This is a genomic window from [Actinomadura] parvosata subsp. kistnae (assembly GCF_900323885.1).
Classification (GTDB): domain Bacteria; phylum Actinomycetota; class Actinomycetes; order Streptosporangiales; family Streptosporangiaceae; genus Nonomuraea; species Nonomuraea composti.
The window spans coordinates 233,228-259,219 of record NZ_OOHJ01000018.1 but is presented as its reverse complement, the minus strand read 5'-3'; the positions used below and the strand labels follow the sequence as shown (position 1 = coordinate 259,219).

Genomic DNA, 25,992 nt, shown 5'->3' with positions numbered 1-25,992 from the left:
GGACGTGTACCGGTCCGACGCGTGAGGCGCCGGCCGGAAGGTCAGACGAGGGAGGCGCCGGCGGTCGCGCTGATCCTGGCGTACATGCGGCGCAGGCCGGGCCCCGGGCCGAGCCCGAGGTCGTCGTCCAGGAGCCGGGCGATCCGCCGGAAGGCGGCCAGGGCCTCCTCGCGGCGGCCGTCGCGGTCGAGCGCCCACATCAGCAGCTCCCACAGCCGCTCCCGGTACGGCTCGGCCGCCGTCGCCCGCGTCAGCTCGGCGATGGCCGGGCCGCAGTCGCCCCGTTCGATGTCGAGCGCCCACCGCTCCTCCACGGCGGAGGCACGCAGCTGCTCCAGCCACGTGCGGCGCCCCTCGAAGAACGCCCCGCCGAGCCCGTCGAACGCCGGCCCGCGCCACAGCGCCAGGGCGCCGCGCAGCAGCCGGGCGGCCTCGGCGAGGTGGCCGCGCTCGCGGGCCTGCCGGGCGGCGGCGGTGGTCTGCCGGAACACGGTCACGTCCACCGCGCCGGGGTCCACGACGAGCTGGTAGCCGCCGCCCGCCGACCGGATCTCCGCCTCGGTGCCCAGCCCGGCGCCCCCGCCGTCGGCCAGCACCCGGCGCAGGCGCGAGACGTACGTGCGGGTGCTGACGACGGCGCTGCGCGGCGCCCCGTCGCCCCACAGCGCGCCCACGATATCGTCGAGCGAGACCTGGCGCCCCTCGCCGAGCAGCAGCAGGGCGAGCACCCCGCGCTGCTGCGGCGGCCCCGCGTCGCGCTCCTCCCCGCCGCTCCAGACGCTGATCGGGCCCAGCAGCCCGAAGCTCACCCCGCCCATCGAGGTTCCCCCACCTCTTGCTTCGCATGATTCATCACCGATGCCGTGAAAGGCATCTCCGACCGACCCTACTGACGCCGCGTCGGGATTTTGACGCATTGCCGGGCTTGTTCGCGGTCCGTAAGTTCTTGGGCACGGGTCCGGTTCCGGCGGCACGTACACGTGACGTACACATATGGCGTCATCTGACGCTCGCGGCGCCGATTCCGGCGCTCCTACCGTCGGGGGCATGCTCCCGTCCCTCTGCAGGTTCACGATCCTCGGGCCGCCCGGGCTCTCCTGCGGCGCCACGCGGCTGGACCTCGGCACGCCGCAGCAGCAGGCCGTTCTCATGCTGCTGCTCGCCAACAGCGGCAGTTACGTCCGGATCAGCGAGGTCATCGACGGCCTGTGGGGCGAGCACGCGCCGGCCACCGGCGAGGCCGTCGTCAGAACGTATATCTCGCGCATCAGGCGGCTGCTGTCGGCGCAGGGGCTGGACGCGGCGATCACCTCCAGGTCGGGCGGCTACATGCTCGACCCGGCGCTGTTCGCGGTGGACGCCCTCGAGTTCGCCGGCCTGCTGGAGTCGGCCAGGGAGGAGCGCGAGCGCGGGCACGTCCCGGGCGCGGTGAAGCTGCTGGAGCAGGCGCTCGGCCTCTGGACGGGCACGGCGCTGGCCGGCGTGCCGGGCGAGGCGGCCGAGCGGGAGCGGTTCCGGCTGGAGCGGCTGCGGCTGGTGGCCGTCCAGGAGCTGCTGCGGCTGCGGCTGGAGCGCGGCGAGCACGCCGAGGTGGCGGCCGAGGTGCCGCTGCTGATCGAGCTGAACCGGCTTGAGGAGCCGCTGTACGAGATCTACCTGCTCGCCCTGTACCGGAGCGGCAGGCGGGCGGAGGCGCTCGAGGTCTACCGGATGGTGTACGACCTGCTCGGCAAGGAGCTGGGGGTCAGCCCGGGGCCGCGGCTGCGGGCCGTCCACGACCGGATCCTGCGGGCCGAGGCCGACCCCCGCGACGAGCCCGCGCCCGCGTCGCCCGCCCGCCGGCCCGCCCAGGAGGCCCGGCCGGCCGCCGTGCCGTTCGTCGGCCGGGCCGCCGAGCGTGCCGCCTTCCAGGACCTCCTCCAGCAGGGCCGCCTCGGAGTGCTGTTCGTGCGCGGGCCCGCCGGCATCGGCAAGTCGGCGCTGCTGCGCGGCCTCGCCGAGGACGCCGCCGCCCAGGGCCGCCCGGTCCGCCACCTCACGCCCGCCGCCGGGAACCACCTGACGCCCGCCGCGGATCGGCCCGCCGTGGACCGGCCCGCCGCGGATCGGCCCGCCGTGGACCGGCCCGTCGCGGATCGGCCCGTCGCGGACCGCCCGGGCGCCGATGCCCGCGATCGTCTTGAACGGTTCGCGGAGGAGCTGGCGGGGGCGGCGGGCTCCGTCCTGCTCATCGACGCCTTCGAGGAGCTGGCCGAGCTGGAGCCGTGGCTGCGCGACGACCTCCTCAGGCGGCTGCCCGCCGACGCGGCCGTGGTGGTGGCGGGCAGGAGCGGGCCGAGCGCCGCCTGGCTCACCGACCCGGCCTGGTCCGGCACGATCACGATCCGGCACCTCGAACCCCTCACCGCCGCGGAGTCCGCCGCGCTGCTGGAAGCCCGGGGCGTCGAGCCGGGCCTGCGCGCCTCGATCGCGGGCTTCGCCGCCGGCCACCCGTTCGCGCTGTCGCTGGCCGCCGAGGTGGGCAGGAGCAGGTCGGCCACGGGCCAGCCGCCGTACCGGGAGGCGGTCCGTTACGTCGTGGACAACGTCCTGGACCGGCTGGCCGGGGACGTGCCGTCGGACCTGCACCGGTGGGCGCTGCACGTGTGCGCGCACGCCCGCCACACCACGGAGGACCTGCTGGCCGCGGTGCTGCCGGACGGCCGGGCGGCGGAGCTGTTCGACTGGCTGCGGACCCGGCCGTACGTGGAGACCGCCGCCCTCGGCCTGGACGTCGGCGGCGTGCTGCGCGAGGCCCTGGAGCACCATCTGCGCTGGCGCGACCCGGCCGGCTACGAGCGGATGCACCGCCGCGTCCGCCACTACGTCATGGGCGAGCTGCTGCGCGGCGCCCGCGACCCGCGCGCGTGCGTGGCGGTCATGCGCACGATCAGCCACCTGCGCCGGCGCGGCGGGGTCATCGGCCGGTACGTGTCGCAGGTCGGCGAGGAGGACGTGCGGGCGTGCGGGGTGACGCCGGACGGCCATGACGAGGTCGTCGCGATGGCCCGCGAGGCCCACGGCGAGCTGACGGCCGCCTCCGTCCGGTTCTGGCTGCGCCGCCGGCCGGAGGCGTTCACGCTGCTGCGGTCGCGGCGGAGCGGCCGGCTCCGTGCGTACCTGAGCTGGCTGACGCTGAGCCGGCCGGAGCGGGCGGAGCTGGACGCGGACCCGGTCGTCGGGGAGATCTGGCACGACGTGAGCCGCCGCACGGCGCTGCCGCCGGGGACGCACGTCGGGATCGCGCGGCACCTGATCTGCCCGGCGTTCGAGGCGAAGCCGTCGCCCATCACGGACGTGTTCCAGGCGTGGCTGCTGCGCCGCTGGCTGCACGAGCCGGGGCTGGCGGCGTCGTACCTGCTGGTCGCCAACGCGCAGCTGTGGCGGCCGCTGATGGAGTACCTGGGCCAGGACGAGCTGACGGACGCGGGCGCGGACCACCCGTACGCGATCTTCGGCCACGACTGGCTGACCGAGCCACCCGAGGTGTGGCGTGACCACCACATGGACGAGGAGCTGTGGGCGGAGCGGGGCGCGAGCCTGTTCCTGCGCCAGGGCGGGTCCGGAGCGGAGCGGGAATGAGGAATGACGAAAGTCTTACTGGAGCGGGCCGCCGCGCGCGGGAGGAGGCCGCGGCTGCTCGAATCACGGACGTGAACGATCGACGACACCCGAAGGAGAGCGGCGCGCCCATCGCGCGCCGGGCGATGCTCTCGATGCTCGGCGCCGGCTTCGCCGCCCTCGCCGCGGCCCCTCTCGTGCAGGACGGCTGGGAACGGCTGGCGAGCTCGGACCCGACCGGGTTGCTGCCCGGCTCGGGCGGGTTCCGGTACTTCAGCGTGGCCGGCTCGGTGCCGGAGCGGACGGCGGCCGACTACCGGCTGGAGATCGGCGGCCTGGTCGCGCGGCCGGTGACGTACACGCTGGCCGAGCTGCGCGCCATGCCGCAGACCAGGGTCGTCGGCGACGTCACGTGCACGGACGGCTGGCGGGTGCCCCGCACCCCGTTCACCGGCGTGTCGCTGACGCACCTGCTGGAGGTGGCGGGCGTGCGGCCCGAGGGCAGGGCGCTGCGCTTCACCTGCTTCGACGGCGTCTACACCGAGAGCCTGACGCTGGAGCAGGCCCGCCGCTCCGACGTGGTCGTGGCCCTGGACATGCAGGACAAGCCGCTCACCCACGAGCGCGGCGGCCCGGTCCGGCTGTACGTCGCGCCGATGTACTTCTACAAGTCCGCCAAGTGGCTGTCCGGCATCTCCGTCACGGACCAGGTCGTCCCCGGATACTGGGAGGAGTACGGCTATGACGTCGACGGCTGGCTCGACGAGCGCGGCGCCTGACCGGCTGCGCCGCTTCACCCGCCCCGAGCGGCTGGTCCACCGCGCCACCGCCACGCTCATGCTGGTGTGCGTCGGGACGGCGGCGTTCCTCTACGTCGGGCCGCTGGCCCAGCTCGTCGGCCGCCGCCACCTGCTGGTCGTCGTGCACGAGTGGTCGGGGATCCTGCTGCCGGCGCCGTTCCTGCTCGGGCTCGCCGCCCGCTCGTTCCGCGCCGACCTGCGCAGGATCAACCGGCTCGCCCCGTACGACCGGGAGTGGCTGCGCGCCGTCCGCCGGGGCACGCCGGGGCCGCGCCCGGCCGGCAAGTTCAACGCCGGGCAGAAGATCTGGGCGGGCTGGATCGCCGGGGCCGTGCCGGTGATGATGTTCACCGGGCTGCTGATGTGGTTCACCGGGCTGCTGCCGTGGATCTCGCGGGCCGGCGCCATCTTCGTGCACGACCTGACGGCGCTGGCCATCGGCGTCGTCGTGCTGGGGCACATCCGGCTCGCCTGGCGGGATCCCGGGGCGCGGCTGGGCATGCGTACGGGGTGGGTGACGTGGGGCTGGGCCAGGAGGAACCATCCCCGGTGGGCCGAGGAGGAGCGCGGGTAGTCGACAGAAGATGCTATGGTGACAGGTGCTCGTTCATGACAGCTAGGAGAGCAGACGTGGCAGGTGACGACGACATCTCCGGGTGATACCGGAGATTGACCCCGGCCCCGGGCAGGCGTGACAAGACCGCCCCCGGTGTGGCCCAGGTCGTCGTTTCCTCATTCCCGTTCCACTTGCCGGGCCCTTCTTTTCGCGTGCCCGGGTCAATTCTCCGAGGTCTCTCAGCATGTCCGACGCTTTCGTCATCTGTTCCGGGCTGTCCTTCTCCTGGCCCGACGACACCCCCGTCTTCACCGACCTGTCCTTCAGCGTGGGCGGCGGCCGTACCGGGCTCGTCGCCCCGAACGGCGCCGGCAAGAGCACGCTGCTCAAGCTCATCGCCGGCGAGCTGCGGCCGTCCGGCGGCGACGTCTCCGTCAAGGGCGTGCTCGGCTACCTGCCGCAGAGCCTGCCCCTCACCGGCGACCTCACCGTGGCGGAAGTGCTCGGCATCGCCCCCGTCATCGCCGCGCTGGACGCCATCGAGTCCGGCGACGCCTCCGAGGAGCACTTCACCACCATCGGCAACGACTGGGACATCGAGGAGCGCACCCGCGCCCAGCTCGACCGGCTCGGCCTCGACGGGCTCGCCTTCGACCGCACGCTCGCCACGCTGAGCGGCGGCCAGGTCGTCTCGCTCGGCCTGGCCGCGCAGCTCCTCAAGCGGCCCGACGTGCTGCTGCTCGACGAGCCCACCAACAACCTCGACCTCGAGGCCCGGCACCGCCTGCACGACCTGCTCGGCGACTGGAACGGCTGCCTGCTCGTGGTCAGCCACGACCGCGTCCTGCTCGACCGCATGGACCGCATCGCCGAGCTCGAACGGGGCGAGGTGCGCTTCTACGGGGGCAACTTCACCGCGTACGAGGAGGCCGTACGGACCGAGCAGGAGGCCGCAGAGCGCACCGTGCGCAGCGCCGAGCAGGAGCTCAAGCGCGAGAAGCGGGAGATGCAGCAGGCCCGCGAGCGCGCCGAGCGCCGCGCCGGCAACGCCGCCCGCAACCTCAAGAACGCCGGCCTGCCCCGCATCTTCGCCGGCAACATGAAGCGCGGCGCCCAGGAGTCGGCCGGGCGGGCCGGCCAGATGCACGCCGCCCGCGTCAGCGACGCCAAGGCGAGGCTCGACGAGGCCGGGCGGGCGCTGCGCGACGACCAGCGCATCACGCTGGAGCTGCCCGGCACCAACGTGCCCGCCGGGCGCACCGTCTTCCACGGCGAGCACCTCCAGGCGCGCGGCCTGTTCGCCGAGCCCGGCCTCGACCTGACCGTGCGCGGGCCCGAGCGCATCGCGCTGACCGGCAGGAACGGCGCCGGCAAGTCCACCCTGCTGCGCATCGTCAGCGGCGACCTGACCCCCGACGGCGGCACCACCCGCCGGGCCGACGGCCGCGTCGCCTACCTGTCGCAGCGGCTCGACCTGCTCGACCTCGACCGCACCGTCGCCGAGAACCTCGCCGACGCCGCCCCCGGCATGGCCCCCGCCGAGCGGATGAACCTGCTCGCCCGCTTCCTGTTCCGCGGCCCGCGCGCCCACCTGCCCGTCGGCGTGCTGTCCGGCGGCGAACGGCTGCGCGCCACCCTGGCCTGCGTCCTGTGCGCCGAGCCCGCCCCACAGCTCCTGCTGCTCGACGAGCCCACCAACAACCTCGACCTGGTCAGCGTCGCCCAGCTCGAAAGCGCGCTCGCCGCGTACGAGGGGGCGTTCATCGTGGTCAGCCACGACGAGCGGTTCCTCGCCGAGATCGGCGTCGAGAGGTGGCTGGAGCTGGCCGGCGGCCGCCTCCTGGAGACCGGAGGCCCCCAGGGTGAGTGACGCGCTGCTCGCCCGCGATCTCGTACGGACGCTGGGCGCGCGGCGCGTGCTCGACGGCCTCTCCTTCACCGCCGCGCCCGGCGAGCGCATCGGGCTCATCGGCGAGAACGGCGCGGGCAAGACCACCCTGCTGCGGCTGCTGGCCGGGGTGGACCGGCCCGACGCGGGCACCGTCACCCGCCCCGCCGACCTCGGCTTCCTGCACCAGGAGCTGCCGTTCGACGCCCGCGCCAGCATCGCCGACGTGCTGGCCGACGCCCTGCGCGAGGCCCGCGCCGACCTGGCCGAGCTGGACCGGCTCGGCCAGGCGCTCGCCGCCGACCCCGGCGACGCCGCCCTGCTCGCCGCGTACGGGGCCAGGCTGGAGCAGGCCCAGGAACGCGACTCCTGGGACGCCGACCGGCGCGCCGGCATCGTCCTCGACCGGCTGGGCCTCGGCGGCCTGCCGCACTCCCGCGCGCTCGCGTCACTGTCGGGCGGCATGCGCGGGCGGCTGGCGCTGGCCGCGCTGCTCATCCGCCGGCCCGCGGCGCTCCTGCTCGACGAGCCCACGAACCACCTCTCGCCCCGCCTGTCGGACGAGCTGGAGGAGGCCCTGGGCGCGGAGGGGCCGGGCGCGGTCGTGGTCGCCAGCCACGACCGGTGGCTGCGTTCCCGCTGGCAGGGCCGGCACCTCCGCCTGTCACCGGCGTGACAGGCGGAGGCGAGGCGTCTCAGAGCCGCAGGCCCACCAGCAGCGGGTCGTGGTCGGAGGAGCGGAACGGGTCGGGCGCGTACAGGTAGGGCGGGTTGTACTCGGTGTTGTAGTCCATGAACCGGCCCTCGTCGGCGTTGACGTGCCAGATGGTCGCGCCGGTGACCAGCTTGCGGGCGCCCTTGTCGGCCAGCACGTGGTCCAGCTCGCCCGACAGGCCGTCGAAGACGTAGCTGTAGCGGTCGTCCTTCTTGACGTACTTCTTGCTGAGGCTGGTCAGCCCGCCGTCCTCGAAGGCGTGGATCGGGTCCTCCTCGCCGTAGGCGTTGATGTCGCCGAGGACGAGCGCGTTCTTCAGCTTCAGCTCGCCGATCAGGGACAGCACGGCCTGGGCCTGCTTGACGCGCTTGGCGTTGTAGCAGCTCTGCCCGTCGCCCTGGTCGGCGTCGGCGCCGGTGGCGGGCCCGTCGGCGTCGGTGCAGCCCTTCGACTTGAAGTGGTTGACCAGCACCGTGAACGTCTTGCCCCGGCCGTTCGCCTTGCCGAACGTCTGCACCAGCGGCGGCCGGTTGAAGATCGGGTCGGAGGAGGAGCGCGCGGGGCCGATCGGGGTGACCCTGGCCGGCTGGTAGATGAGCGCGGTCTGGATGAGGTCGGTGCCCGGGTTCGGGTGCGTGATCGCCTGGTACGTGCCGGCGCCCGCCTTGGCGTTGAGCGCGTCCACCAAGGCGTTGAGCGCGACGTCGTCGTTGCGCTCGACCTCCATGAGGCCGGCCACGGCGGGGTCGAGCGTGGTGATGGTGGCGACCAGCTTGGCGAGCTGGCGGTCACGCTCCTCGGCGGTGGTGGCGCCGCGCGAGCCGAGCGTGGTGAACCAGTTGAGCGTGTTGAGGCTGGCCACCCGGACGTCGCCGCCGACCCGCTCGGGGCGGGCGGGGCGCGGGTTCTCGGCGCGGAAGACGACGGGCGCGGTCGGCTGGACGCGGTAGACGTCGAAGCCGTAGGTGAGGATGCCGGTCAGGTCCCGCACCTCGTCGCCGACGCGCACGGTGTTCGAGCCCTGCGTGTGGTACGGCAGCGTGGCCGGGTTCTGCGCGTTGGGGCCGTCGTCGAGCAGGATCCGGCGCCGCGCGTCCCTGGCGGTGTCCACGCCCTCGCGGTCGGTCGGCTGGAACAGCCGCTCGTCCTCGGCCAGGAGCAGCTCGCCGTAGCGGGCCAGGTTGTAGGTCTCGGAGATCGCGAGGTCGTCGTCGAACGTGACGAGCATGCCCTCGTACCGCTCGAACGTGACGTCCTTCCTGAGCGGCAGCTCGATCTCGGTGCGCCGGACCGTGCCGGTGCCGCAGACGTTCACGGCCGTGGCGGGGGAGATCTCGGTCAGGCCGTTGTACTCGATCGCCTTGCCGGACACGAGCACCCGGTCGCCGGCCTTGACCGGCGTCGAGGAGAACACGAACAGGCCCTCCGAGGTCGCCGGGTCGGCGTCCGGCCGGGCGGCCTGCACGTAGAAGCCGCCGAGACCGCCGGAGCCCTGGAAGTCGCCGGTCACGACCCCCTCGACCCGCACGTTCTGCCCGGCCACCGGGCTCGCCTCACCGTTGCCCTGCACCTGCGGGATCTGGTGCGTGGCCGGCGTGTCGCAGCTCTCGGCCGGCGTCGGAGTGGGTGTCGGAGTGGGCGTCGGGGACGGCTCGCCGCCGCAGGGGGCCGGGGCGGTGGCGCTGTTGCGGGGCGCCGGGGCCCCGGTCTCGAAGTCGGCGGCGTTGTCGTCGGTGTCGGCGCAGCCGCCGCCCTTGCGCAGCCCGGCGGTGGCGTTCGTGAGCGCGGGGGCAGCGGTGCCCTCCGAGAAGTTCGCGGTGCCGTACCCGACGAGGTCGGCGAGCTGCGCCAGCTGGGCGTCCGAGCAGGGAGTCGTGGAGCCGTTGCAGGCCAGGCCCTCGGCCGAGCGCACCAGCGCCACCTTGCCTGCGGTGCCGCTCAGGTTGATCGAGCCGACACTGTCGGGCTGGGGCAGCGCCCCGCTGGGCGTGGTGCCCGCGGCGAGCTGCACCAGGTGGTACTGGCCCGGCGCCAGCGTGCCGGACAGATCGGCCTTGTTCGAGGCGAAGTTCCCGGTGCCGGTGGCGCTGGTGTACTGCACGGACCAGCCGTCCAGCGAGACGGGGGCGGCGCTGCGGTTGAACAGCTCCACATAGTCGTTCGAGAGGGGGGCGCCGGAGTTGCCGCCCCCGCCGTAGACCTGGCTGATGACCACGGCGCCTGGTGCCGCGGCGGCCATGGAGGGTGAGGACAGGGCGGCGATCGGACCGGCGAGGCCGGCCACGACGAGGATCGCCAGGGCCCGGGACTTAACACGCATGCCGGGGAGCGTAAACCGACAAACGACGAAAAACCCTGACTTGGGCGTGGACTTGTCATGAAATCTCAAACATTGACACTTCATGTCCACTCAGGGCCCCCGGATGTGTCGCCTTCGGCCAATGCGCCACCCCGCCGCCGCCCCCTGCGCCCACGCGCGCAAGCGCGACCGCCACCCGGCCACCCACACCCAGAAGGCGCGGCCCCCGCCTCGCGCGGCGCCCGCCTCGCGCGGCGCCTGCCTCCCGCGGCCCCCGCCTCGTCCGGCGCCCAGCTCGTGCGGCGCCTGCCTTATGCGGCGCCGCCCCGTGCGGCGGCCACCTCCCGCGGCGGCACTCCGTGCGGCGGCACCTCGCGCGGCCACCGAGGGGCACATGTGCGACCCGGAACGGCAGGCTCGATCGACCTCCGCCCGGCCACCCACACTCAGGAGGCGCGACACCCGCCTCCGCGCTGCGGCGCCCCCGTGCGGCGCCCTCGTGCGGCTCCCGTGCGGCGCCCGCCTCGTGCGGCGCTCACCTTGCGCGGCGGCACACCGCCCGACGCCAGCGACCTCGTGCGGCGGCACCTCGTGGGGCGCCACCTCGTGCGGCGCCCGCCTTGCGCGGCGCTTACCTTGCGCGGCGCGCATCGCACGGCCCGCGCGGCCACCTTGCGCGGCGCTGACTTTGCCCCCGTGCGCGTCGCGTGGCTCGGGCACGGCATGGGCGCGTAGGGCACGAGGTCCGGTGTGGCGGGCTCGCGCAAAGGGTGGGAGCCGGGCGGCGGGGCCGGGGTGCGGGGGCGGGTCAGGGGGACAGGGTGAAGCCCTCGTAGCCCTTGGCGGCGATCTCGTCGCACAGGGCGCGGTAGGTGCCGACCCCGCCCGCGTAAGGCATGAACACCCGTGGCTTCCCAGGGATGTTCGCCCCCATGTACCAGGAGTCGGCCCGGGGGAAGAGCGTCTGGGCGGCGATCTCGCCGACGTGCCGCGTCCACCCGTCCTCGGCGTCGGGGTCGGCCTCGATGACGGCCGCGCCGCTGTCCGCGAGGTGGCGGAGGCAGTCGGCGATCCAGTCCACGTGCTGCTCGATGGAGACGAACATGTTGCTGAGCACCGACGGGCTGCCCGGCCCGGTGATGGTGAACAGGTTGGGGAAGTCGGCGGTCATCAGGCCGAGGTACGTACGGGGCCCGCCCGCCCACTTGTCCCGCAGCGCCACGCCCCCCGCGCCCGTGATGTCGATGGCGAGCAGCGGCCCGGTCATGGCGTCGTAGCCGGTCGCGTACACGATGACGTCGACCTCGTACGTGGCCTCGGTGGTCCGCAACCCGGCCGAAAGGAGCTCCTTGATGGGGGTGGCGCGGACGTCGACGAGCCGCACGTTGGGCCGGTTGTAGGTGGCGTAGTAGCCGGTGTCGAAGCAGGGCCGCTTGGTGCCGATGGGATGGTCGCGCGGCGACAGCAGCTCCGCCACCTGCGGGTCGTCGACGGTGTGGCGGATCTTCTCCCGTACGAACTCGGCGACGACCTCGTTGGCCCGCTCGTCCACGGCGGTGTCGCCGAAGGCGCCGAGGAAGCCGGGCCCGCCGTGCGCCCATCGCGCCTCCAGCTCTTCGGCGCGCTCCCGCTCGGAGGCCGCCAGCGCGGAGCGGGTGTTGAACGGCGCCGCGATGCCGAACAGGGATGCGCGCATGGAGCGGCGCATCTCGGCGAAGTTGTCCTTGACCCATCGGGCGTATTCGGGCCGGATGGGGCGGTTCCAGGCGGGGATGGTGAAGTTGGGCGTCCGCTGGAAGACCGTGACCTGCGCGGCCCGTTCGGCGATGACGGGGATGATCTGGATGCCGGACGAGCCGGTGCCGATGACGGCGACCCGCTTGCCCGTGAAGTCGACTTCTTCGTGCGGCCAGCGTCCGGTGTGGTAGCTCTCGCCCTCGAAGGTGCCGGGCAGGTCGGGGACGCGCGCGTCCGAGAGGCAGCCGACGGCGGTGATGAGGAAGCGGCCGGTCACGCGGTCGCCGCGGTCGGTCTCCACCCGCCAGCGGGCGCCGGCCGCGTCGTAGGCGGCGCGAGTGACGCGCCTGCAGAACCTCATGTCGCGGCGCAGGTCGAAGCGGTCGGCGACGTGCTCGGCGTAGCGCAGGATCTCGGGCTGGGACGGGTATCGCTCGGTCCAGTCCCACGCCTGCTGCAGTTCCTCGGAGAACGAGTAGCAGTACTCGACGCTCTCCACGTCGCACCGGGCGCCCGGGTACCTGTTCCAGTACCAGGTGCCGCCGACGCCGTCGCCGGCCTCGTAGAGGCGCGCGGTCAGGCCGAGGCCGCGCAGCCGGTGCAGCATGTACATGCCGGAGAATCCGGCGCCGATGACGACCGCGTCGAAGGACGAGCCGGTCTCGATGGACGCTTCGGTCATGACGATCACCCCTGTCGGCACGATCCGTGCCCGTAACCCTGACATGACCGTCACGAGCGGCCAAGAGCCCCGATACAGGATTGGCACCCGGCGGCTCGTGAGTGCCCCGTCACCCCGCCGGGCCCGTGTTGGGCCTAGCATTTCGCAGGTGACCAGCTACGACGATCATGACGACTTCGAGTACGTGGACTTCTCGGCCCTGCCGCAGCGCCAGCAGCGGATCCTGGCCACGATCAGGGACTGGGTGGCCAGGTACGGCTACCCGCCGAGCACCCGCGAGCTCGGCCGCGCGGTCGGGCTGAGGTCGCCCTCGTCGGTGTCGAAGCATCTGAGGAGCCTGGAGGAGCGGGGGTTGCTGCGCCGGGGCACGACGGTGACCCGCTCGATCGACGTGCGCCCGTTTCTGCGGGCGGCGGCGCCGGAGCGTCCGGCGGACATGGTGAGCGTGCCCGTGGTGGGTGACATCGCCGCCGGCAGCCCGATCCTGGCGGAGGAGCACCTGGACGAGGCGCTGACGCTGCCGCGCGACCTGACCGGCCGCGGCACCGTGTTCGGCCTGCGGGTGCGCGGCGACTCGATGATCGACGCGGCCATCTGCGACGGCGACATCGTCGTGGTGCGCCAGCAGCCGGAGGCGCACTCGGGCCAGATCGTCGCCGCGATGATCGACGGCGAGGCCACCGTCAAGGTGTTCCGCCGCCGCGGCGGCCACGTCTACCTGGAGCCGCGCAACCCCGCCTACGACGTCATCGACGGCGACGAGGCCGTGGTGCTGGGCATCGTGGTCTCGGTCCTGCGCAGCGTCTGACCCGCCCCGACGGCCTACGTCGCGGGGATGGGGGCGGGGAGCAGCTTGCCGAACGGGACGGCGCGCAGGGCCCGCAGGCGCTCGATGGCCTGCGGGTGGCCGTGGTCGGCGGCGAGTTTGTAGTAGAACCGCGCGATCTCCTCCTTGGCGGCGCCCGCTTGCTCGTAGGTCTGCCCGTAGGCGAAGCACTGACCGGCCGCGAACTCCTCCGGCCGCGAGGTGGCGGCGAACGCCTCGGCGCCGGGGTGCCGCCGCTGCCTGGCGACGTGCAGCCAGTATCGGGCCTCCGCGTTCTCGCCGGTCAGCACCTTGATGATCGCCAGGCGGTAGACGGACTCGTCGTCGCCGTCCCCGGCGAGGCGGACCAGGCGCGCGACGGTCCTGGTGGTACGGCGCTCGGCCTCGTCGGCGGGGGTCCCGTAGAGGTCGTACGAGCCGATGGCCTGGGAGCGCTCGTTCCTGGCGGCGCGCCAGTGGGCCAGCCACTGGGCGACGCTGCCGAGGCCGTCCGTGGGCAGGCCGGTCGACTCGGCGTGGCGGTGACAGACCATCACGAATGAGACGACGAGCTGGCAGTCGGGCAGGCGCTCCCGCTTGCCGTTGAGTATGTCGTTGAGCGTGCTCGCCGGTAGCTCCTTGGGGATGTCCTCGGCGCGCGACAGCTTGTGCATCTGGGAATAGGTCGGCTGGCCGGCCGCTTCCCGCAGCTCCTTGAGCGCGGCGATGAATTCGGAACGGGCTCCTGCCCTATGAGTGTCTGCCATCATCTTCGATGATCGATTCCGGTTCATGTGGCGGTGGGGTCGACGGGGGTCGACGGATGCGGGCCATGCTTCCAGAGAACGTTTCACGATAGACGCGACTTCGCGGATCCGATCTCATCCGGTATCGCAGGTCACATCCGCTGATCGCCTGCCCATGCGACCCAAGAGTGGCATTCAGCCTTGATTTCGCGATTAATCCGGATGAATCCGGATGCATTCGGAGAAGTGCGGAAGTTTACGTCGACCCACGCGATCGTTTTCGGCCTCGTACGGCTCCGTCCGAGCACGTTTGGACCGCTGGCCGACGGCGTTCTCCGGGCCACAGGGTGGGTCGCGTCCATCGACGCCGACCACCTCCAAGGGGACACCGCCTTGTTCACCACCCGCCAGCTTCTCACCCTCACCCTGACGATCATGATCGCCGCGATCACCTGCGCGCTCGTCCTCGCCGCCGGCGCCCAGTGGCCGGGCGCCCTGCTCAGCGGCGGCGGCGCGGGCGGCGCGACGCTCGCGGCCCTGCCCAAGCTGCTGAGCAGGCGCGACCCATGACCAGGGACGGTCCGCGGAACGGGCCGCGCCGGTCGCCGGGCGTCCCCTATGATGCTTGCCTCGATCAGGCGAACGCCTTCCCAAGTAGGAGGAAGGCGACGGTCCCGGCAGAGGAGACGAGCGCGTCGCCGTGGTGCCCCGATGAGTGATCCTGAACTGCGGCTGTCCGTGCTGGGCCCGGTGCGCGCCTGGCGGGGCGGCGCCGAGGTGGACGTCGGCTCGCCGCAGCAGCGGCTCGTGCTGGCGGTGCTGGTGCTGGCCGGCGGCCGGGTGGTCTCCCACGAGCACCTGCTCGACGCGGTGTGGGGGGCGGAGCAGCCGCGTACCGCCATCGGCACTTTGCGCACGTACGTGTCCCGGCTGCGGTCCGTGCTCGGCGCCGAGGTGATCGCCTCCGTCGGCAGCGGGTACGCCCTCACCGCCGGCACCACCGACCTTGGCGTCCTCGACGAGCTGTCCCGGCAGGGGCGGCTCGGCGAGGCGCTGGCGCTGTGGCAGGGGGAGCCGCTGGCCGGGCTCGACGGCGGCTACGCCCGCGCGCAGCGGGCCCGCCTGGCGGAGCGGCGGCTGGCGCTGCTGGAGCGCCGGATCGGCGAGGACGTCGAGCAGGGCAGGCACGCGGAGGTCGTCGCCGAGCTCACCACGCTGTGCGCGGAGCACCCGGTCAGGGAGCGGCTGGCCGGGCTGCTGATGGTGGCGCTGTACCGGTCGGGCCGGCAGGCGGAGGCGATCGGCGTCTTCACCGACCTCAGGAAGCTGCTGGCCGCGGAGCTGGGCGTCGATCCGTCGCCGGAGCTCGCGGAGCTGTACCAGCGGATCATCACCGCCGATCCGGGGCTCGGCACGGAACAGAAGGAGCAGGGGCCGGCCCCGTGGCCGGTGCCGCGCCAGCTTCCCGCCGACATGACGGACTTCACCGGCAGGCAGCCGGACGTCGAGCGGGTGGTGCGAACCCTGCGCGAGGGGAACGGCTCCGCGCTGGTCATCTCCGCCGTGGCGGGCGCCGGTGGCATGGGCAAGACCGCCCTGGCCGTGCACGCGGCGCACCGGCTCGCCGCCGCCTACCCCGACGGGCAGCTCTTCGTCGACCTGCGAGGAGCGGGGCCGCGCCCGCTGGGGGCGCAGGCGGTGCTGGGCGCGTTCCTGCGCGCGCTGGGCGTGGACCCGGCCGCGGTCTCCGAGGACCTGGAGGAACGGGCCGCGCTCTACCGCTCGGTGCTGGCCGAACGGCGCGTCCTGGTGCTGCTGGACAACGCGGCGAGCGCGGCACAGGTGCGCCCGCTGCTCCCGGGCGCCGCCGGGTGCGCCGTGCTGGTCACCAGCCGGGCGCGCCTGGCCGGGCTCTCCGGCGCGCGGCACCTCGGCCTGGCGGCGATGCGCCCGGACGAGGCGCTGGAGTTGCTGGTCAAGGTGGTGGGGGCGGAGCGGGTGGCCGCCGAGCGGGAGGCGGCGCACGAGCTGGTGCGGGCGTGCGGGTACCTGCCCCTGGCGATCAGGATCGTGGCCTCCCGGCTGGCGGCGCGCCCCGGCTGGCGCCTGGCCAGGATGCGCGACCGGATGGCCGACGAGCGCCGCCGGCTGGGCGAGTTACGGGTGGACGACCTCGCCGTGGAGGCGACGTTCGCCCTGGGGTACGACCAGCTGGACGCGGCGCACGCGGCGGCGTTCCGGCTGCTGGCCGTGCCGAACGCGGCCGACCTGCCCGCCTCGTCGGCGGCGGCCGTGCTGGGCGTGACGGAGCCGGAGGCGGAGGAGCTCTGCGAGGCTCTGGTGAACGTGCACATGATGGAGTCGCCCGCCCCCGGCCGCTACCGCCACCACGACCTCCTCAAGCTGTACGCCCGCTCCCGCCTGGACGACGAAGGGACGCGAACCGGCGAATCGGACACGCTCGGTGGCGAGGGAGCGGGTGGCCTGGCGTGGACGCACGGCGAGGGGGCGGGTGGCCTGGCGCGGACGCACGGCGAGGGGGCGGGCGGCCCGGCGCGGACGCACGGTGAGGGGGCGGGTGGCCCGGCGCGGACGCACGGTGCCGAGGCGCGGCGGGTGGCTCTCGACCGGCTGCTCGGGCACTACCTGGCCGCCATGGCGTGGATCGTCGGCGTGATGTACCCGGGCGACCCGGTGCTCGACGGGCTCACCCCGTCCGGCCCCCGGCCGCCGTTCGAGGATCTGGACGCCGCGCTCGCCTGGGGGCAGGCCGAGGAGCAGGGCATGCTCGGCCTCCTGCACCAGCTCGCCGAGACGCCGGGCGGCACGCTGCGGGACGCGGTGTCGCTGTTCGACATGATGAGCCTGGTCTTCGACTTCGAGTCGGGCACGACCTGTTACGAGCAGACGGCGGAGCGGCTGGTCGCGGCGGCGGCCGAGCGCGGCGACCGGGTCGCCGAGGCGCACGCGCGGCGCAAGCGCGGCGAGATCCTGTACGCCGGCCGGGCCACCGAGGCGGCGGCCGAGGAGGGCAGGGCCGTGCGGGAGTGCGCCGGCGCCCGCCCGGCGGATCACGCCTTCGCGGTCAACCTGCTCGCCATGCTCGCGCACGAGAGGCGCGCGTACGACGAGGCGATCGCCCTCTACAACGAGACGATCGGGACGTGGCGCGCCCTCGGCCGCCGCTCGGAGGAGGCCGTCTGCCTGGGCAACCTGGCGCTCCTGCTGGCCGAGGCCGGGCAGGGGGAGGTGGGGGTGGAGGTCGGGGAGCTGGCCGACGGCATCGGCCGGGAGCTGCGCGGCGGCCGGCCGAACCCGCAGCTGCTCTACCAGCTCGCCGTGGCGCTGGGCGCCGCCGGCCGGCACGAGGAGGCGCTGGCCCGCTTCGGCGCGGGCCGGAGCGAGTTCCGGCGGCTGAAGCAGCGCGCGTGGGAGGGCATGACCGTGCGCCGCATGGCCGAGACGTACCTCGTGATGGGGCGGCCCGACCGGGCCGTGGACCACGCGGAGGAGTCGCTGGCCATGCTGCGGGAGGCGGACCAGGGGTGGATGCGCGGCAAGGCGCTGGCCGTGCTGGGGCGGGCGCTGGCGGGGCTCGGCCGGCGCAGCCGGGCCAGGGCGTGCCTGGCCCAGGCGCTGGAAATCATGGAGCGGCAGGACCTGCCGGACGCGGCCGACCTGCGCGCCCTGCTCGCCACCATGGACGCGGAGCCACCCGCCACTGAGTCGCCCGCCGCCGAGCCACCCGCCACCGAGCCCGCGTCACCAGGCCGCCCGCGCCCGGCCGTCGCGGGCCGCTGAGCCCGCGTCATCCGGCCGTCGCAGGGCCGCCGAGTTGCGCGCCCTACTGCCGCTCGGCCAGAGAGCCGCAGGTGAAGCCCTTCTCGCGGTCCGGGTCGAGCTGGATCGAGGCCAGGTTGGTCGTCTCCATGGGCCGGCGGAACGTCTCGTACTTGTCGCAGTCGTAGAAGATGTACGTGCCGTCGCTCTCCCCGAGCAGCATCATCCAGCGCCCGTCGTAGAGCGGCTTGTCGTCCTCGGCGTTCTTGATGATCGCCCACTGGTCCTGGAAGCCGACGTACGTGAGCAGGTCGTTCGCCTGGCCGGTCGCCTGCACCTGGAGCGCGCCCTGCACCATCGCGAGGATCAGCAGGAACCCCAGCCCGACGCCGGTGAGGGCGCCGAGCAGGACCTTCGTGGCGGCGCGCCCGACGGGCTTGCGGCGCAGCAGCCGGAACGGCACCAGAAACGTCAGCACGCCGAGCCCGACGGCGACGACGACCATGACGAACAGGTCGAGGTCGCCGAAGAGGGTGAACAGCCCCCAGTACGTGGCGCCGCACCACAGCGCGGCGAGCAGCGCGGCCACCCACGGCCGCCGCCGGACGGCCTCGATCAGCCGGCCGAGCGCGCCCCGGGTGATCCGGTCGGCGACCCAGAACAGGCCGACGGCCAGGCCGAGGGTGGGGAGGAGGATGAGCAGCATCAGGACCAGCGTGCCCATGAGCCGCCCGAGCAGGACGGACTGGTCGATGCCGGCCTGCTGGGGGCTGATGCCGAACACCTGGTACATCGCCTCGACGCCGAGGTAGAGCACCGCATAGAGCGTCACGCCGATGGGCACGATGACGGAGCCGATGCGTTCGAGCAGATAGAGGACGCCGCCGTTGCTCTCCTCGTCAGAGGAGGGGGCGCCGCTCTCGGGGGGCATATGTGTAGCGGTGGTGCGTTCTACCGCGACCTGGTCTGTGGACATGGCGCACGAGGATAGGGCCTGCGTGTCAACGGATCATTGACGGATGCTCAACGGGGGAAGTCGTCGGAGGGGTCCCGCTTCACCAGGCTCAGCGAGAAGACATCCGATGTGAAGTCTTGTTACGCCCGGATTTCGATGCTATTTCCTTTGATCAAGGCTCCTGTGATCGGAGGAATCCGTGCCGCACCCCCCGCGACGACGCTTCAGCAGCGCCCTGGTCGCCCTCTTCACCCTGGCCGCCGGCTTGTCCACCCCGCTGACCGCGACCGCCGCCACCGCCCAGACACCCGATGACTTGACCCTCTGGTACGACAAGCCCGCCACCGACTGGGAGACCCAGGCCCTGCCCATCGGCAACGGCCCCATGGGCGCGATGATCTTCGGCGGGGTCGCGTCGGAGCAGCTCCAGTTCAACGAGAAGACGCTGTGGACGGGCGGCCCCGGCGTCCAGGGCTACGACTTCGGCAACTGGAGGACGCCGAGGCCGGGCGCCATCGCCGAGGTCCAGCAGCAGATCGACCGCGACGGCAGGATGACGCCGAACGACGTGGCGGCCAGGCTCGGCCAGGGCAAGACCGGGTTCGGGGCGTACCAGACGTTCGGCGACCTGTTCCTCGACTTCGGCCACGCGGCCCCCGCCGATTACCGGCGCGAGCTGAGCCTGCGCGAGGCCGTCGCCCGCGTCGGCTACACCGCGGGCGGCGTGCGTTACTCGCGGGAGTACTTCGCCAGCAACCCCGGCAACGTGATCGTCGGCCGGATCGCCGCCGACCAGGCCGGCAAGGTGTCGTTCACGCTGCGGCACACCTCGCCGCGCGACGACAAGACCGTCACCGCCTCCGGCGGCCGGCTCACCATCCGCGGGCAGCTCCGGGACAACCGCCTGCGTTTCGAGGCCCAGGTGCAGGTCATCGCCGAGGGCGGCACGCGTACGGACGCGGGGGACCGGATCACCGTCACTGGGGCCGACAGCGCCGTGATCGTCCTGTCGGCGGGCACCGACTACGCCGGCACGTACCCCGCCTACCGGGGCGATGACCCGCACGCCAGGGTCACCGCCGCCGTGGACGCCGCCGCCGCCCAGAGCTACGACCAGCTCAGGAAGGCGCACGTGGCCGACTACCGCGAGCTGTTCGACCGGGTGCGGTTGGACCTCGGCGGCACCGCCCCGGCGATCCCCACCGACCGGCTCCGCAGGAGCTACACCGGCGGCGCCGCCGCCCAGGACCGCGCCCTGGAGGCGCTGTTCTTCGCCTACGGCCGCTACCTGCTGATCTCCTCCTCCCGCGAGAACGACCTGCTCCCGGCGAACCTGCAAGGCGTGTGGAACAACGTCACCAACCCGCCCTGGTCGGCCGACTACCACGTCAACATCAACCTGCAGATGAACTATTGGCTGGCCGAGCAGACCAACCTGCACGAGACGACCACGCCCTACGACCGCTACATCACCGCGCTCGTCGCGCCCGGCCGCAAGACCGCCCAGGAGATGTACGGCGCCCGCGGCTGGGTGGTCAACAACGAGACCAACCCCTTCGGCTTCACCGGCGTGCACGACTACGCCAGCTCCTTCTGGTTCCCCGAGGCCGCCGCCTGGACCACGCAACACCTGTACGACACCTACCGCTTCACCGGCGACGAGAGATACCTGCGCGAGACCGCGTACCCCGTGATCAAGGGCGCGGCCGAGTTCTGGCTCGACTTCCTGCACACCGACCCGCGGGACGGCAAGCTGGTCGTCTCGCCGAGCTATTCGCCCGAGCACGGCGACTTCTCGGCGGGCGCGTCGATGTCGCAGCAGATCGTCCGCGAGGTGCTCACCAACGCCGTGGCGGCGGCGAAGAAGCTGAAGGTGGACGAGGACTTCCAGGCCGAGGCAAGCGCCGTCCTGGCGAAGCTCGACCCCGGCCTGCGCGTCGGCTCCTGGGGCCAGCTCCAGGAGTGGAAGAGCGACTGGGACTCCAAGACCGACACGCACCGGCACGTCTCCCACCTGTACGCCCTGCACCCCGGCAACCAGATCACGCCCGGCACGCCCGAGGCGGAGGCGGCGAAGGTGTCGCTGACCGCGCGCGGCGACGGCGGCACCGGCTGGTCGAAGGCGTGGAAGATCAACTTCTGGGCGCGGCTGCTGGACGGCGACCACGCGCACAAGATGCTCGCCGAGCAGCTGAAAGCCTCCACGCTGGACAACCTGTGGGACACGCACCCGCCGTTCCAGATCGACGGCAACTTCGGCGCCACCTCCGGCATCGCCGAGATGCTGCTGCAGAGCCAGCACGACGTCGTGCACGTGCTGCCCGCCCTGCCCGGCACGTGGCGCGACGGCTCCGTCAAGGGGCTGCGCGCCCGCGGCGACATCACCGTGGACGCCGCCTGGAAGGACGGCGCCCCCGACACCGTCACCGTCCGGCCGGGCAAGAGCGGGCCGATCAAGGTCAGGTCGTCGTTCATCGCCGGCCGCTACCGCGTCTACGACGAGCAGGGGCACGAGGTCGGGCCGCGCCGCGACGGCGACACGCTGAGCTGGACCGCCCGCGCCGGCAAGGCGTACACGATCCAGAACGAGGCCGCCGTCGCCCTCCAGACGCCCGGCACCGCCACGCCCGGCACGCCGTTCGAGGCCAAGGTCACCGTCACCGCCACCCGCCGCAGGTCCGTGCCCGCCTCCGACGTGACGCTCACCGCCCCCCAGGGCTGGACCGTCGAACCCGCCACCCGCCACCTCGCGGGCGTGGCGCCCGGACGCTCCCGCACGGCCGCCTTCACCGTCACGCCCGGACCGGCCGACGGCACCCGGCGGGCGGTGCTGACCGCCTCCGTCGCCGGCGACACCTGGAAGGGCGCCGCCACCGCCGTGCTCGCCCTGGAGGCGTGCGCGCCCGCGCCGCCCGGCTCCGTCCTGGTCGCCTGGGACCCCAAGGAGGGCGGAACGGTCACCGACTCCTCCGGCAACGGCCGCGACGCCACCGTCGCCGGCGGCACCCCCGCCTACGACGCCACCGCCCCCACGGGCAGCGGGCTCACCCTCGACGGCAACACGTACCTGACCACCGCGAACACCACGCTCGGCGTCATGCGGGAGGCCACGTTCGCCGCCGAGGTCAAGGTCGCGGGCAGCGGCTACCGGCGGCTGTTCGACTCCCAGCCGTCCGGCGACCCGGGCACCGACGGCGTGCTCATCGACGTCACCCCCGCAGGGAAGGTCCGCTTCATCGGCGCGGGCGCCAACGTCACCCTGGACGCCACCCTGCCCGCCGGCCGCTGGCTCGACCTCGTCCTCACCCTCGACCGCGCCGGCGCCCTCACCCTCTACGTGGACGGCGAGCGCGTCGCGACCGGCCAGGTCACCGCCGACGGCATCACCGGCTGCACCGCCCGCCCGCTACGCTTCGCCGCCGACCAGGGCGGCGGCCAGCGCCTGACCGGCGGCGTGGACCGCGCCGCCATCCTCGCCAGGACGCTGACCGCCGACGAGGTCAAGAACTGGAGGGACCTGGCCTTCTGACGTCATCCCGCCCCAGCCGGTCACGTCCGCCGCAAAAACCAGTCGCCCTCGCGGGAACGGGACGGCAGCATGACGACGGCGGCTATCGGCGTTCGGGAGGGGCGGATGACTGTGCTCGAAACACAACAGGGCTCCGAGGAGAGCACCGCTCCCTCGGAGCCCACGTCTCCGCGCAAATCAGCGATCCTGCTGGTCCTGCGCCACTACTTCGGCGAGCTGAAGCGTCAGTGGCGGGTCGCCACGCCCGCGCTGACGCTCCCGGCCCTCGGCAACGTCTGCCTGTACTACCTGGCGCCGCTGGCGGTGGCCGGGCTGGTCGGGCACCTGGCCGCCGGCGGCGACGGCGCGCTCGGCGCGCTGCTGCCGTACGTGCTCGGCTTCGGCGGCCTGCTGCTGCTCGGCGAGGTGTTCTGGCGGGTGGGCCTGCACTTCCTCAACCGCACGGACGCGCGCGGCATCGAACGGCTCGGCGTCGTCGGCATGGACGAGCTGCTCGTCAAGGACGCCGCGTTCTTCCACGACAACTTCGCCGGCTCGCTGACCAAGCGGGTGCTGGGCTTCTCCAGCAGGTTCGAGGACTTCGTCGACACGATGACGTTCTCCATCATGGCCAAGCTGGTGCCGCTGGCCTTCGCCTCGGTGGTGCTGTGGAACTACGACCCGCTGCTGGTGATCGTGCTGCTCGGGCTGATCGTGGTGACGGGCTTCCTCGTCGCCCCGCTCATCCGCCGCCGGCAGGCGATGGTGGACGAGCGCGAGGCCGCCAAGGTACGCGTGTCCGGCCACGTGGCCGACGTGCTGTCGAACATGGACACGGTCCGCGCGTTCGCCGCCGAGGACCGCGAGGCCAGCGAGCACCGCGCCAGGATCGCCGAGCAGACCAGGCTGTCGCTGCGCTCGTGGGACTACGGCAACCTGCGGGTCGACACCGTGGTCGCCCCCATGTCGGTCCTGACCAGCGCCGTCGGCCTGCTCCTCGCGGTGGCGCTGCGGGGCGGCCTGGGCGTGGAGGCCATCGTGGTGACCTTCACGTACTACACGAACACGATCAGCATCATGTTCGAGTTCAACCAGATCTACCGGCGGCTGGAGAGCGTGCTCACCGAGGCCGCGCAGTTCACCGAGCTGCTGCTCGACCCGCCGACCGTGGTCGACCCGGCCGACCCGCAGCCGCTGCGGCCGGCCGACGCGAGCGTGCGCTTCGAGCGGGTGCGGTTCGCCTACAACGACGGCCCGCCCCTGTTCGACCGGCTCGACCTCGACATCGCCAGCGGCACCAGGATCGGCCTGGTCGGCCAGTCGGGCGGCGGCAAGAGCACGCTCACCCGGCTGCTGCTGCGCCTCATGGACATCGACGGCGGCCGCATCCTCATCGGCGGCCAGGACATCTCCCGCCTGCGGCAGGCGGACCTGCGCAGCCTCATCGCGTACGTGCCGCAGGAGCCGGCCATGTTCCACCGGTCGATCCGCGACAACATCGCCTTCGCCCGGCCCGACGCGACCGAGGCGGAGATCATCGAGGCGGCGCGGGCGGCCCACGTCACCGAGTTCGCCGACTCGCTGCCCGACGGGTTCGGCACGCTGGTGGGGGAGCGCGGCGTCAAGCTGTCCGGCGGGCAGCGGCAGCGCATCGCGCTGGCCCGCGCCATCCTGCGCGACGCCCCGATCCTGCTGCTGGACGAGGCGACCAGCGCGCTCGACTCCGAGAGCGAGATCCTCGTGCAGGAGGCGCTGTGGCGGCTGATGCAGGGGCGCACCGCGCTCGTGGTCGCCCACCGGCTGAGCACGGTCGTCCGGATGGACCGGCTGGTCGTGCTCAACAAGGGGCGCATCGTGGAGCAGGGCACCCACAGCGAGCTGCTGCAGGCGCAGGGCCCGTACGCCCGGCTCTGGCGGCACCAGTCGGGCGGCTTCCTCATCGACGACGACCAGGAGGACGACGCGCCGGCCGCGGCCCGCGACACCATGGCCGACCGCTGACCTGCTCCGGCGCGCCGGCCTGCTCCGGCGGCGGCCTGAGCCGGCGGCACCGAGCAGCCGCCCGGGCCGGCGCCGGTCAGAAGCCGGCCAGCTTGGCGAAGCGCTCGCCGATGAGGCGGTGGGTGGCGGCGTCCGGGTGGAGCTCGTCGGGCAGCGGCAGCTCGGCGTAGTCGGCCGCGCCGTAGAGGTCGCGACCGTCGAGGTAACGCAGGTTCGGGTCCTCCGCGCGGCGCTGCTCGACGATGCGGGCCAGCTCGTCCCGGATGACGCCCAGCGTCAGCTTGCCCGCGGCGCGCTCGGCCGGGTCGCCGGTGGCGCGGAAGCGCAGCCTGCCGGAGCTGAGCGCGGACAGGTCGAACGCGCAGGGGCCGGGCGTGTCCTCGTGGATCGGGCAGTAGATGGGCGAGACGACCAGCAGCGGCGCGGTCGGGTGGCCCTCGCGGATGGTGTCGAGGAAGCCGTGCACCGCCGGGCCGAACGCGCGCAGCCGCATCAGGTCGGCGTTGACGACGTTGATGCCGATCTTGACGCTGATGAGGTCCGCCGGGGTGTCGCGCATGGCGCGGGCGGTGAACGGGTCGAGCAGCGCGCTGCCGCTCAGCCCGAGGTTGATCAGCTCCAGGCCGGCCAGGCTCGCCGCCAGGGCGGGCCACGTGGTGCTGGGGCTCGCGGCGTCGGAGCCGTGGCTGATCGAGCTGCCGTGGTGCAGCCACACCCGGCGGCCGCGGTCCGGCACGGGTTCCACGGGAGCGTCGGTGCGCAGCGCGACCAGCTCGGTGGTCTCGTTGTGCGGCAGCCAGATCTCGACGTCCTTGTCGCGGTCGGGCAGCCCGGTGAAGCGGACGGTGCCGACCGGGCCGGGCCGGGTCTGCGTGGCCCCGGTGGCCAGGTCGATGGTGATCGTGTCGCCGTCGCCCAGCGTGGCCTGGCCGGTCAGGCGGCCGTCCACGATGAGGTCGTACACGCCGTCGGGGCGGGGCGGCGCGCCGGTGTAGAGGCGCTTGGTGGGCAGCGTGTCCAGCTCGACGGTGGTGGCGCGGGTGCGCAGGGCCAGGCGCACGCCGGACGGCTGCGACTCGGCCATGGCGAGCTGGCCGTCGGCGCACTGGGCGCGGGCCCGCGCGGGCAGCCGGTGCGGCAGCAGGCCGCGCTCGGTGCGCTCCAGGTCGAGGGCGCCGCGCAGCAGGCCGGCGGTGATGGGCGTGGTGATGAGCATGGTGTCAGCCGATCGTCGTGACGGGGAAAGGGCTCAGGGGGTGGGGCCGGGCCAGTTGCGGAGGAGGGAGTCGAGGGCGTCCATGGTGCGGGCCCAGGTCTCCTGGCTGTCGGGCGCGCTGTGGTCGAACCCGCCGCCCAGCTCCAGGCTGACGTAGCCGTGGAAGACGCTGCCCAGCAGCCGTACGGCGTGCGTCTGGTCGGGCTCGGCCAGGTCGTAGCCGCGCAGGATGGCGCGCGTCATCTGCGCGTGCCGGGGCCCGGCGCTGGCCATCGCCGTCTCGGTGTCGAGCCGGAGCCGGGCCGCGGCGTAGCGGCCGGGGTGCTGGTGGGCGTAGTCGCGGTAGACGTTCGCGAAGGCGACGAGGGCGTCCTTGCCGGCCCGGCCGGCCAGCGCCTCGGCGGCCCGGTCGGCCATCTCCTCCAGCGCGAGCAGGGCGATCCTGGTCTTCAGGTCGTGGGAGCTCTTCAGGTGGGAGTAGAGGCTGGCGACCTTGACGCCGAACTTCCTGGCCACGGCCGAGACCGTCACCTGCTCGAACCCGACCTCGTCGGCCAGCTCCGCCCCTGCCTGGACCAGGAGCTCCGTGGTCAGCCCCGCCCGTGCCATAAGTGTTCCTCTCTTTGCCTTAATCGAGTATGCAACTACCTAAAGCTTTTAGGCAAATCCACGAGTGGAACAAAGCATTCCGTTCTGATAAGGTG

At 73.2% G+C, this 25,992-nt stretch carries 17 protein-coding genes; 10 read left to right on the top strand and 7 right to left on the bottom strand.

Going from position 1 to position 25,992, the window contains the following annotated elements:
* Window positions 1–41: 41 nt before the first annotated feature.
* Window positions 42–818 (bottom strand): AfsR/SARP family transcriptional regulator, encoded by a 777-nt coding sequence (locus tag KIS93_RS21425; protein WP_080045978.1) that lies wholly within the window; start codon window positions 816–818, stop codon window positions 42–44.
* Window positions 819–1,047: 229 nt separating this feature from the next.
* Between KIS93_RS21425 and KIS93_RS63470 the strand changes: the two genes are divergently transcribed.
* The 5 genes from KIS93_RS63470 (at window position 1,048) to KIS93_RS21400 (ending at window position 7,520) form a co-directional block, all read left to right on the top strand.
* Window positions 1,048–3,621, top strand: a complete 2,574-nt coding sequence (locus KIS93_RS63470; RefSeq protein ID WP_222107567.1) for an AfsR/SARP family transcriptional regulator — start codon at window positions 1,048–1,050, stop codon at window positions 3,619–3,621.
* Between the two features lie 71 nt (window positions 3,622–3,692).
* On the top strand, window positions 3,693–4,379 hold the full coding sequence (locus KIS93_RS21415) for a molybdopterin-dependent oxidoreductase (protein ID WP_222107566.1): 687 nt from the start codon (window positions 3,693–3,695) through the stop codon (window positions 4,377–4,379).
* Window positions 4,342–4,974: a cytochrome b/b6 domain-containing protein gene (locus KIS93_RS21410; RefSeq protein ID WP_080045980.1), complete on the top strand. Its 633-nt coding sequence runs from the start codon at window positions 4,342–4,344 to the stop codon at window positions 4,972–4,974. The genes KIS93_RS21415 and KIS93_RS21410 overlap by 38 nt, the downstream gene beginning before the upstream one ends.
* 226 nt (window positions 4,975–5,200) lie before the next feature.
* Window positions 5,201–6,826: an ABC-F family ATP-binding cassette domain-containing protein gene (locus tag KIS93_RS21405; protein WP_080045981.1), complete on the top strand. Its 1,626-nt coding sequence runs from the start codon at window positions 5,201–5,203 to the stop codon at window positions 6,824–6,826.
* Window positions 6,819–7,520 carry an ATP-binding cassette domain-containing protein gene (locus KIS93_RS21400; protein ID WP_080045982.1) on the top strand — a complete coding sequence of 234 codons (702 nt, stop codon included), beginning with the start codon at window positions 6,819–6,821 and terminating at the stop codon, window positions 7,518–7,520. The genes KIS93_RS21405 and KIS93_RS21400 overlap by 8 nt, the downstream gene beginning before the upstream one ends.
* Window positions 7,521–7,539: 19 nt before the next feature.
* Here the strand turns inward: KIS93_RS21400 and KIS93_RS21395 are convergent, their stop codons facing one another.
* Both KIS93_RS21395 and KIS93_RS21390 read right to left on the bottom strand, forming a co-directional pair.
* Window positions 7,540–9,879: an ExeM/NucH family extracellular endonuclease gene (locus KIS93_RS21395; RefSeq protein ID WP_080045983.1), complete on the bottom strand. Its 2,340-nt coding sequence runs from the start codon at window positions 9,877–9,879 to the stop codon at window positions 7,540–7,542.
* 787 nt (window positions 9,880–10,666) lie between these two features.
* A complete protein-coding gene (locus tag KIS93_RS21390) occupies window positions 10,667–12,277 on the bottom strand; it encodes a flavin-containing monooxygenase (protein ID WP_080047588.1) in 1,611 nt (536 codons plus the stop codon).
* A gap of 139 nt (window positions 12,278–12,416) precedes the next feature.
* Between KIS93_RS21390 and lexA the strand changes: the two genes are divergently transcribed.
* Window positions 12,417–13,085, top strand: coding sequence for a transcriptional repressor LexA (gene lexA, locus KIS93_RS21385; RefSeq protein WP_230466629.1), 669 nt, complete (start codon window positions 12,417–12,419; stop codon window positions 13,083–13,085).
* 14 nt (window positions 13,086–13,099) lie between these two features.
* Here lexA and KIS93_RS21380 read toward each other — a convergent pair whose 3' ends face one another.
* Window positions 13,100–13,849, bottom strand: a complete 750-nt coding sequence (locus KIS93_RS21380; protein WP_222107565.1) for a hypothetical protein — start codon at window positions 13,847–13,849, stop codon at window positions 13,100–13,102.
* Between the two features lie 372 nt (window positions 13,850–14,221).
* Between KIS93_RS21380 and KIS93_RS21375 the strand changes: the two genes are divergently transcribed.
* Together KIS93_RS21375 and KIS93_RS21370 are read left to right on the top strand one after the other, a co-directional pair.
* Window positions 14,222–14,398, top strand: coding sequence for a hypothetical protein (locus tag KIS93_RS21375; protein WP_155129327.1), 177 nt, complete (start codon window positions 14,222–14,224; stop codon window positions 14,396–14,398).
* A gap of 141 nt (window positions 14,399–14,539) precedes the next feature.
* A complete protein-coding gene (locus KIS93_RS21370) occupies window positions 14,540–17,629 on the top strand; it encodes an AfsR/SARP family transcriptional regulator (protein ID WP_186404368.1) in 3,090 nt (1,029 codons plus the stop codon).
* A gap of 43 nt (window positions 17,630–17,672) precedes the next feature.
* Here the strand turns inward: KIS93_RS21370 and KIS93_RS21365 are convergent, their stop codons facing one another.
* Complete coding sequence (locus KIS93_RS21365) at window positions 17,673–18,584, bottom strand: hypothetical protein (RefSeq protein WP_230465867.1); 912 nt, start codon at window positions 18,582–18,584, stop codon at window positions 17,673–17,675.
* Between the two features lie 178 nt (window positions 18,585–18,762).
* On the opposite strand from KIS93_RS21365, the gene KIS93_RS21360 reads away from it, so the two are divergent.
* Both KIS93_RS21360 and KIS93_RS21355 read left to right on the top strand, forming a co-directional pair.
* On the top strand, window positions 18,763–22,092 hold the full coding sequence (locus KIS93_RS21360; protein ID WP_230465868.1) for a glycosyl hydrolase family 95 catalytic domain-containing protein: 3,330 nt from the start codon (window positions 18,763–18,765) through the stop codon (window positions 22,090–22,092).
* A 105-nt stretch (window positions 22,093–22,197) separates the two neighbouring features.
* Complete coding sequence (locus KIS93_RS21355; protein ID WP_080045989.1) at window positions 22,198–24,072, top strand: ABC transporter ATP-binding protein; 1,875 nt, start codon at window positions 22,198–22,200, stop codon at window positions 24,070–24,072.
* Window positions 24,073–24,148: 76 nt separating this feature from the next.
* On the opposite strand, the gene KIS93_RS21350 is transcribed toward KIS93_RS21355, so the two are convergent.
* Both KIS93_RS21350 and KIS93_RS21345 read right to left on the bottom strand, forming a co-directional pair.
* Entirely contained in the window at window positions 24,149–25,288 is a 1,140-nt protein-coding gene (locus KIS93_RS21350; RefSeq protein WP_080045990.1) for a GDSL-type esterase/lipase family protein, read from the bottom strand.
* 33 nt (window positions 25,289–25,321) lie between these two features.
* Window positions 25,322–25,897 carry a TetR/AcrR family transcriptional regulator gene (locus KIS93_RS21345; RefSeq protein ID WP_080045991.1) on the bottom strand — a complete coding sequence of 192 codons (576 nt, stop codon included), beginning with the start codon at window positions 25,895–25,897 and terminating at the stop codon, window positions 25,322–25,324.
* Window positions 25,898–25,992 lie beyond the last annotated feature (95 nt).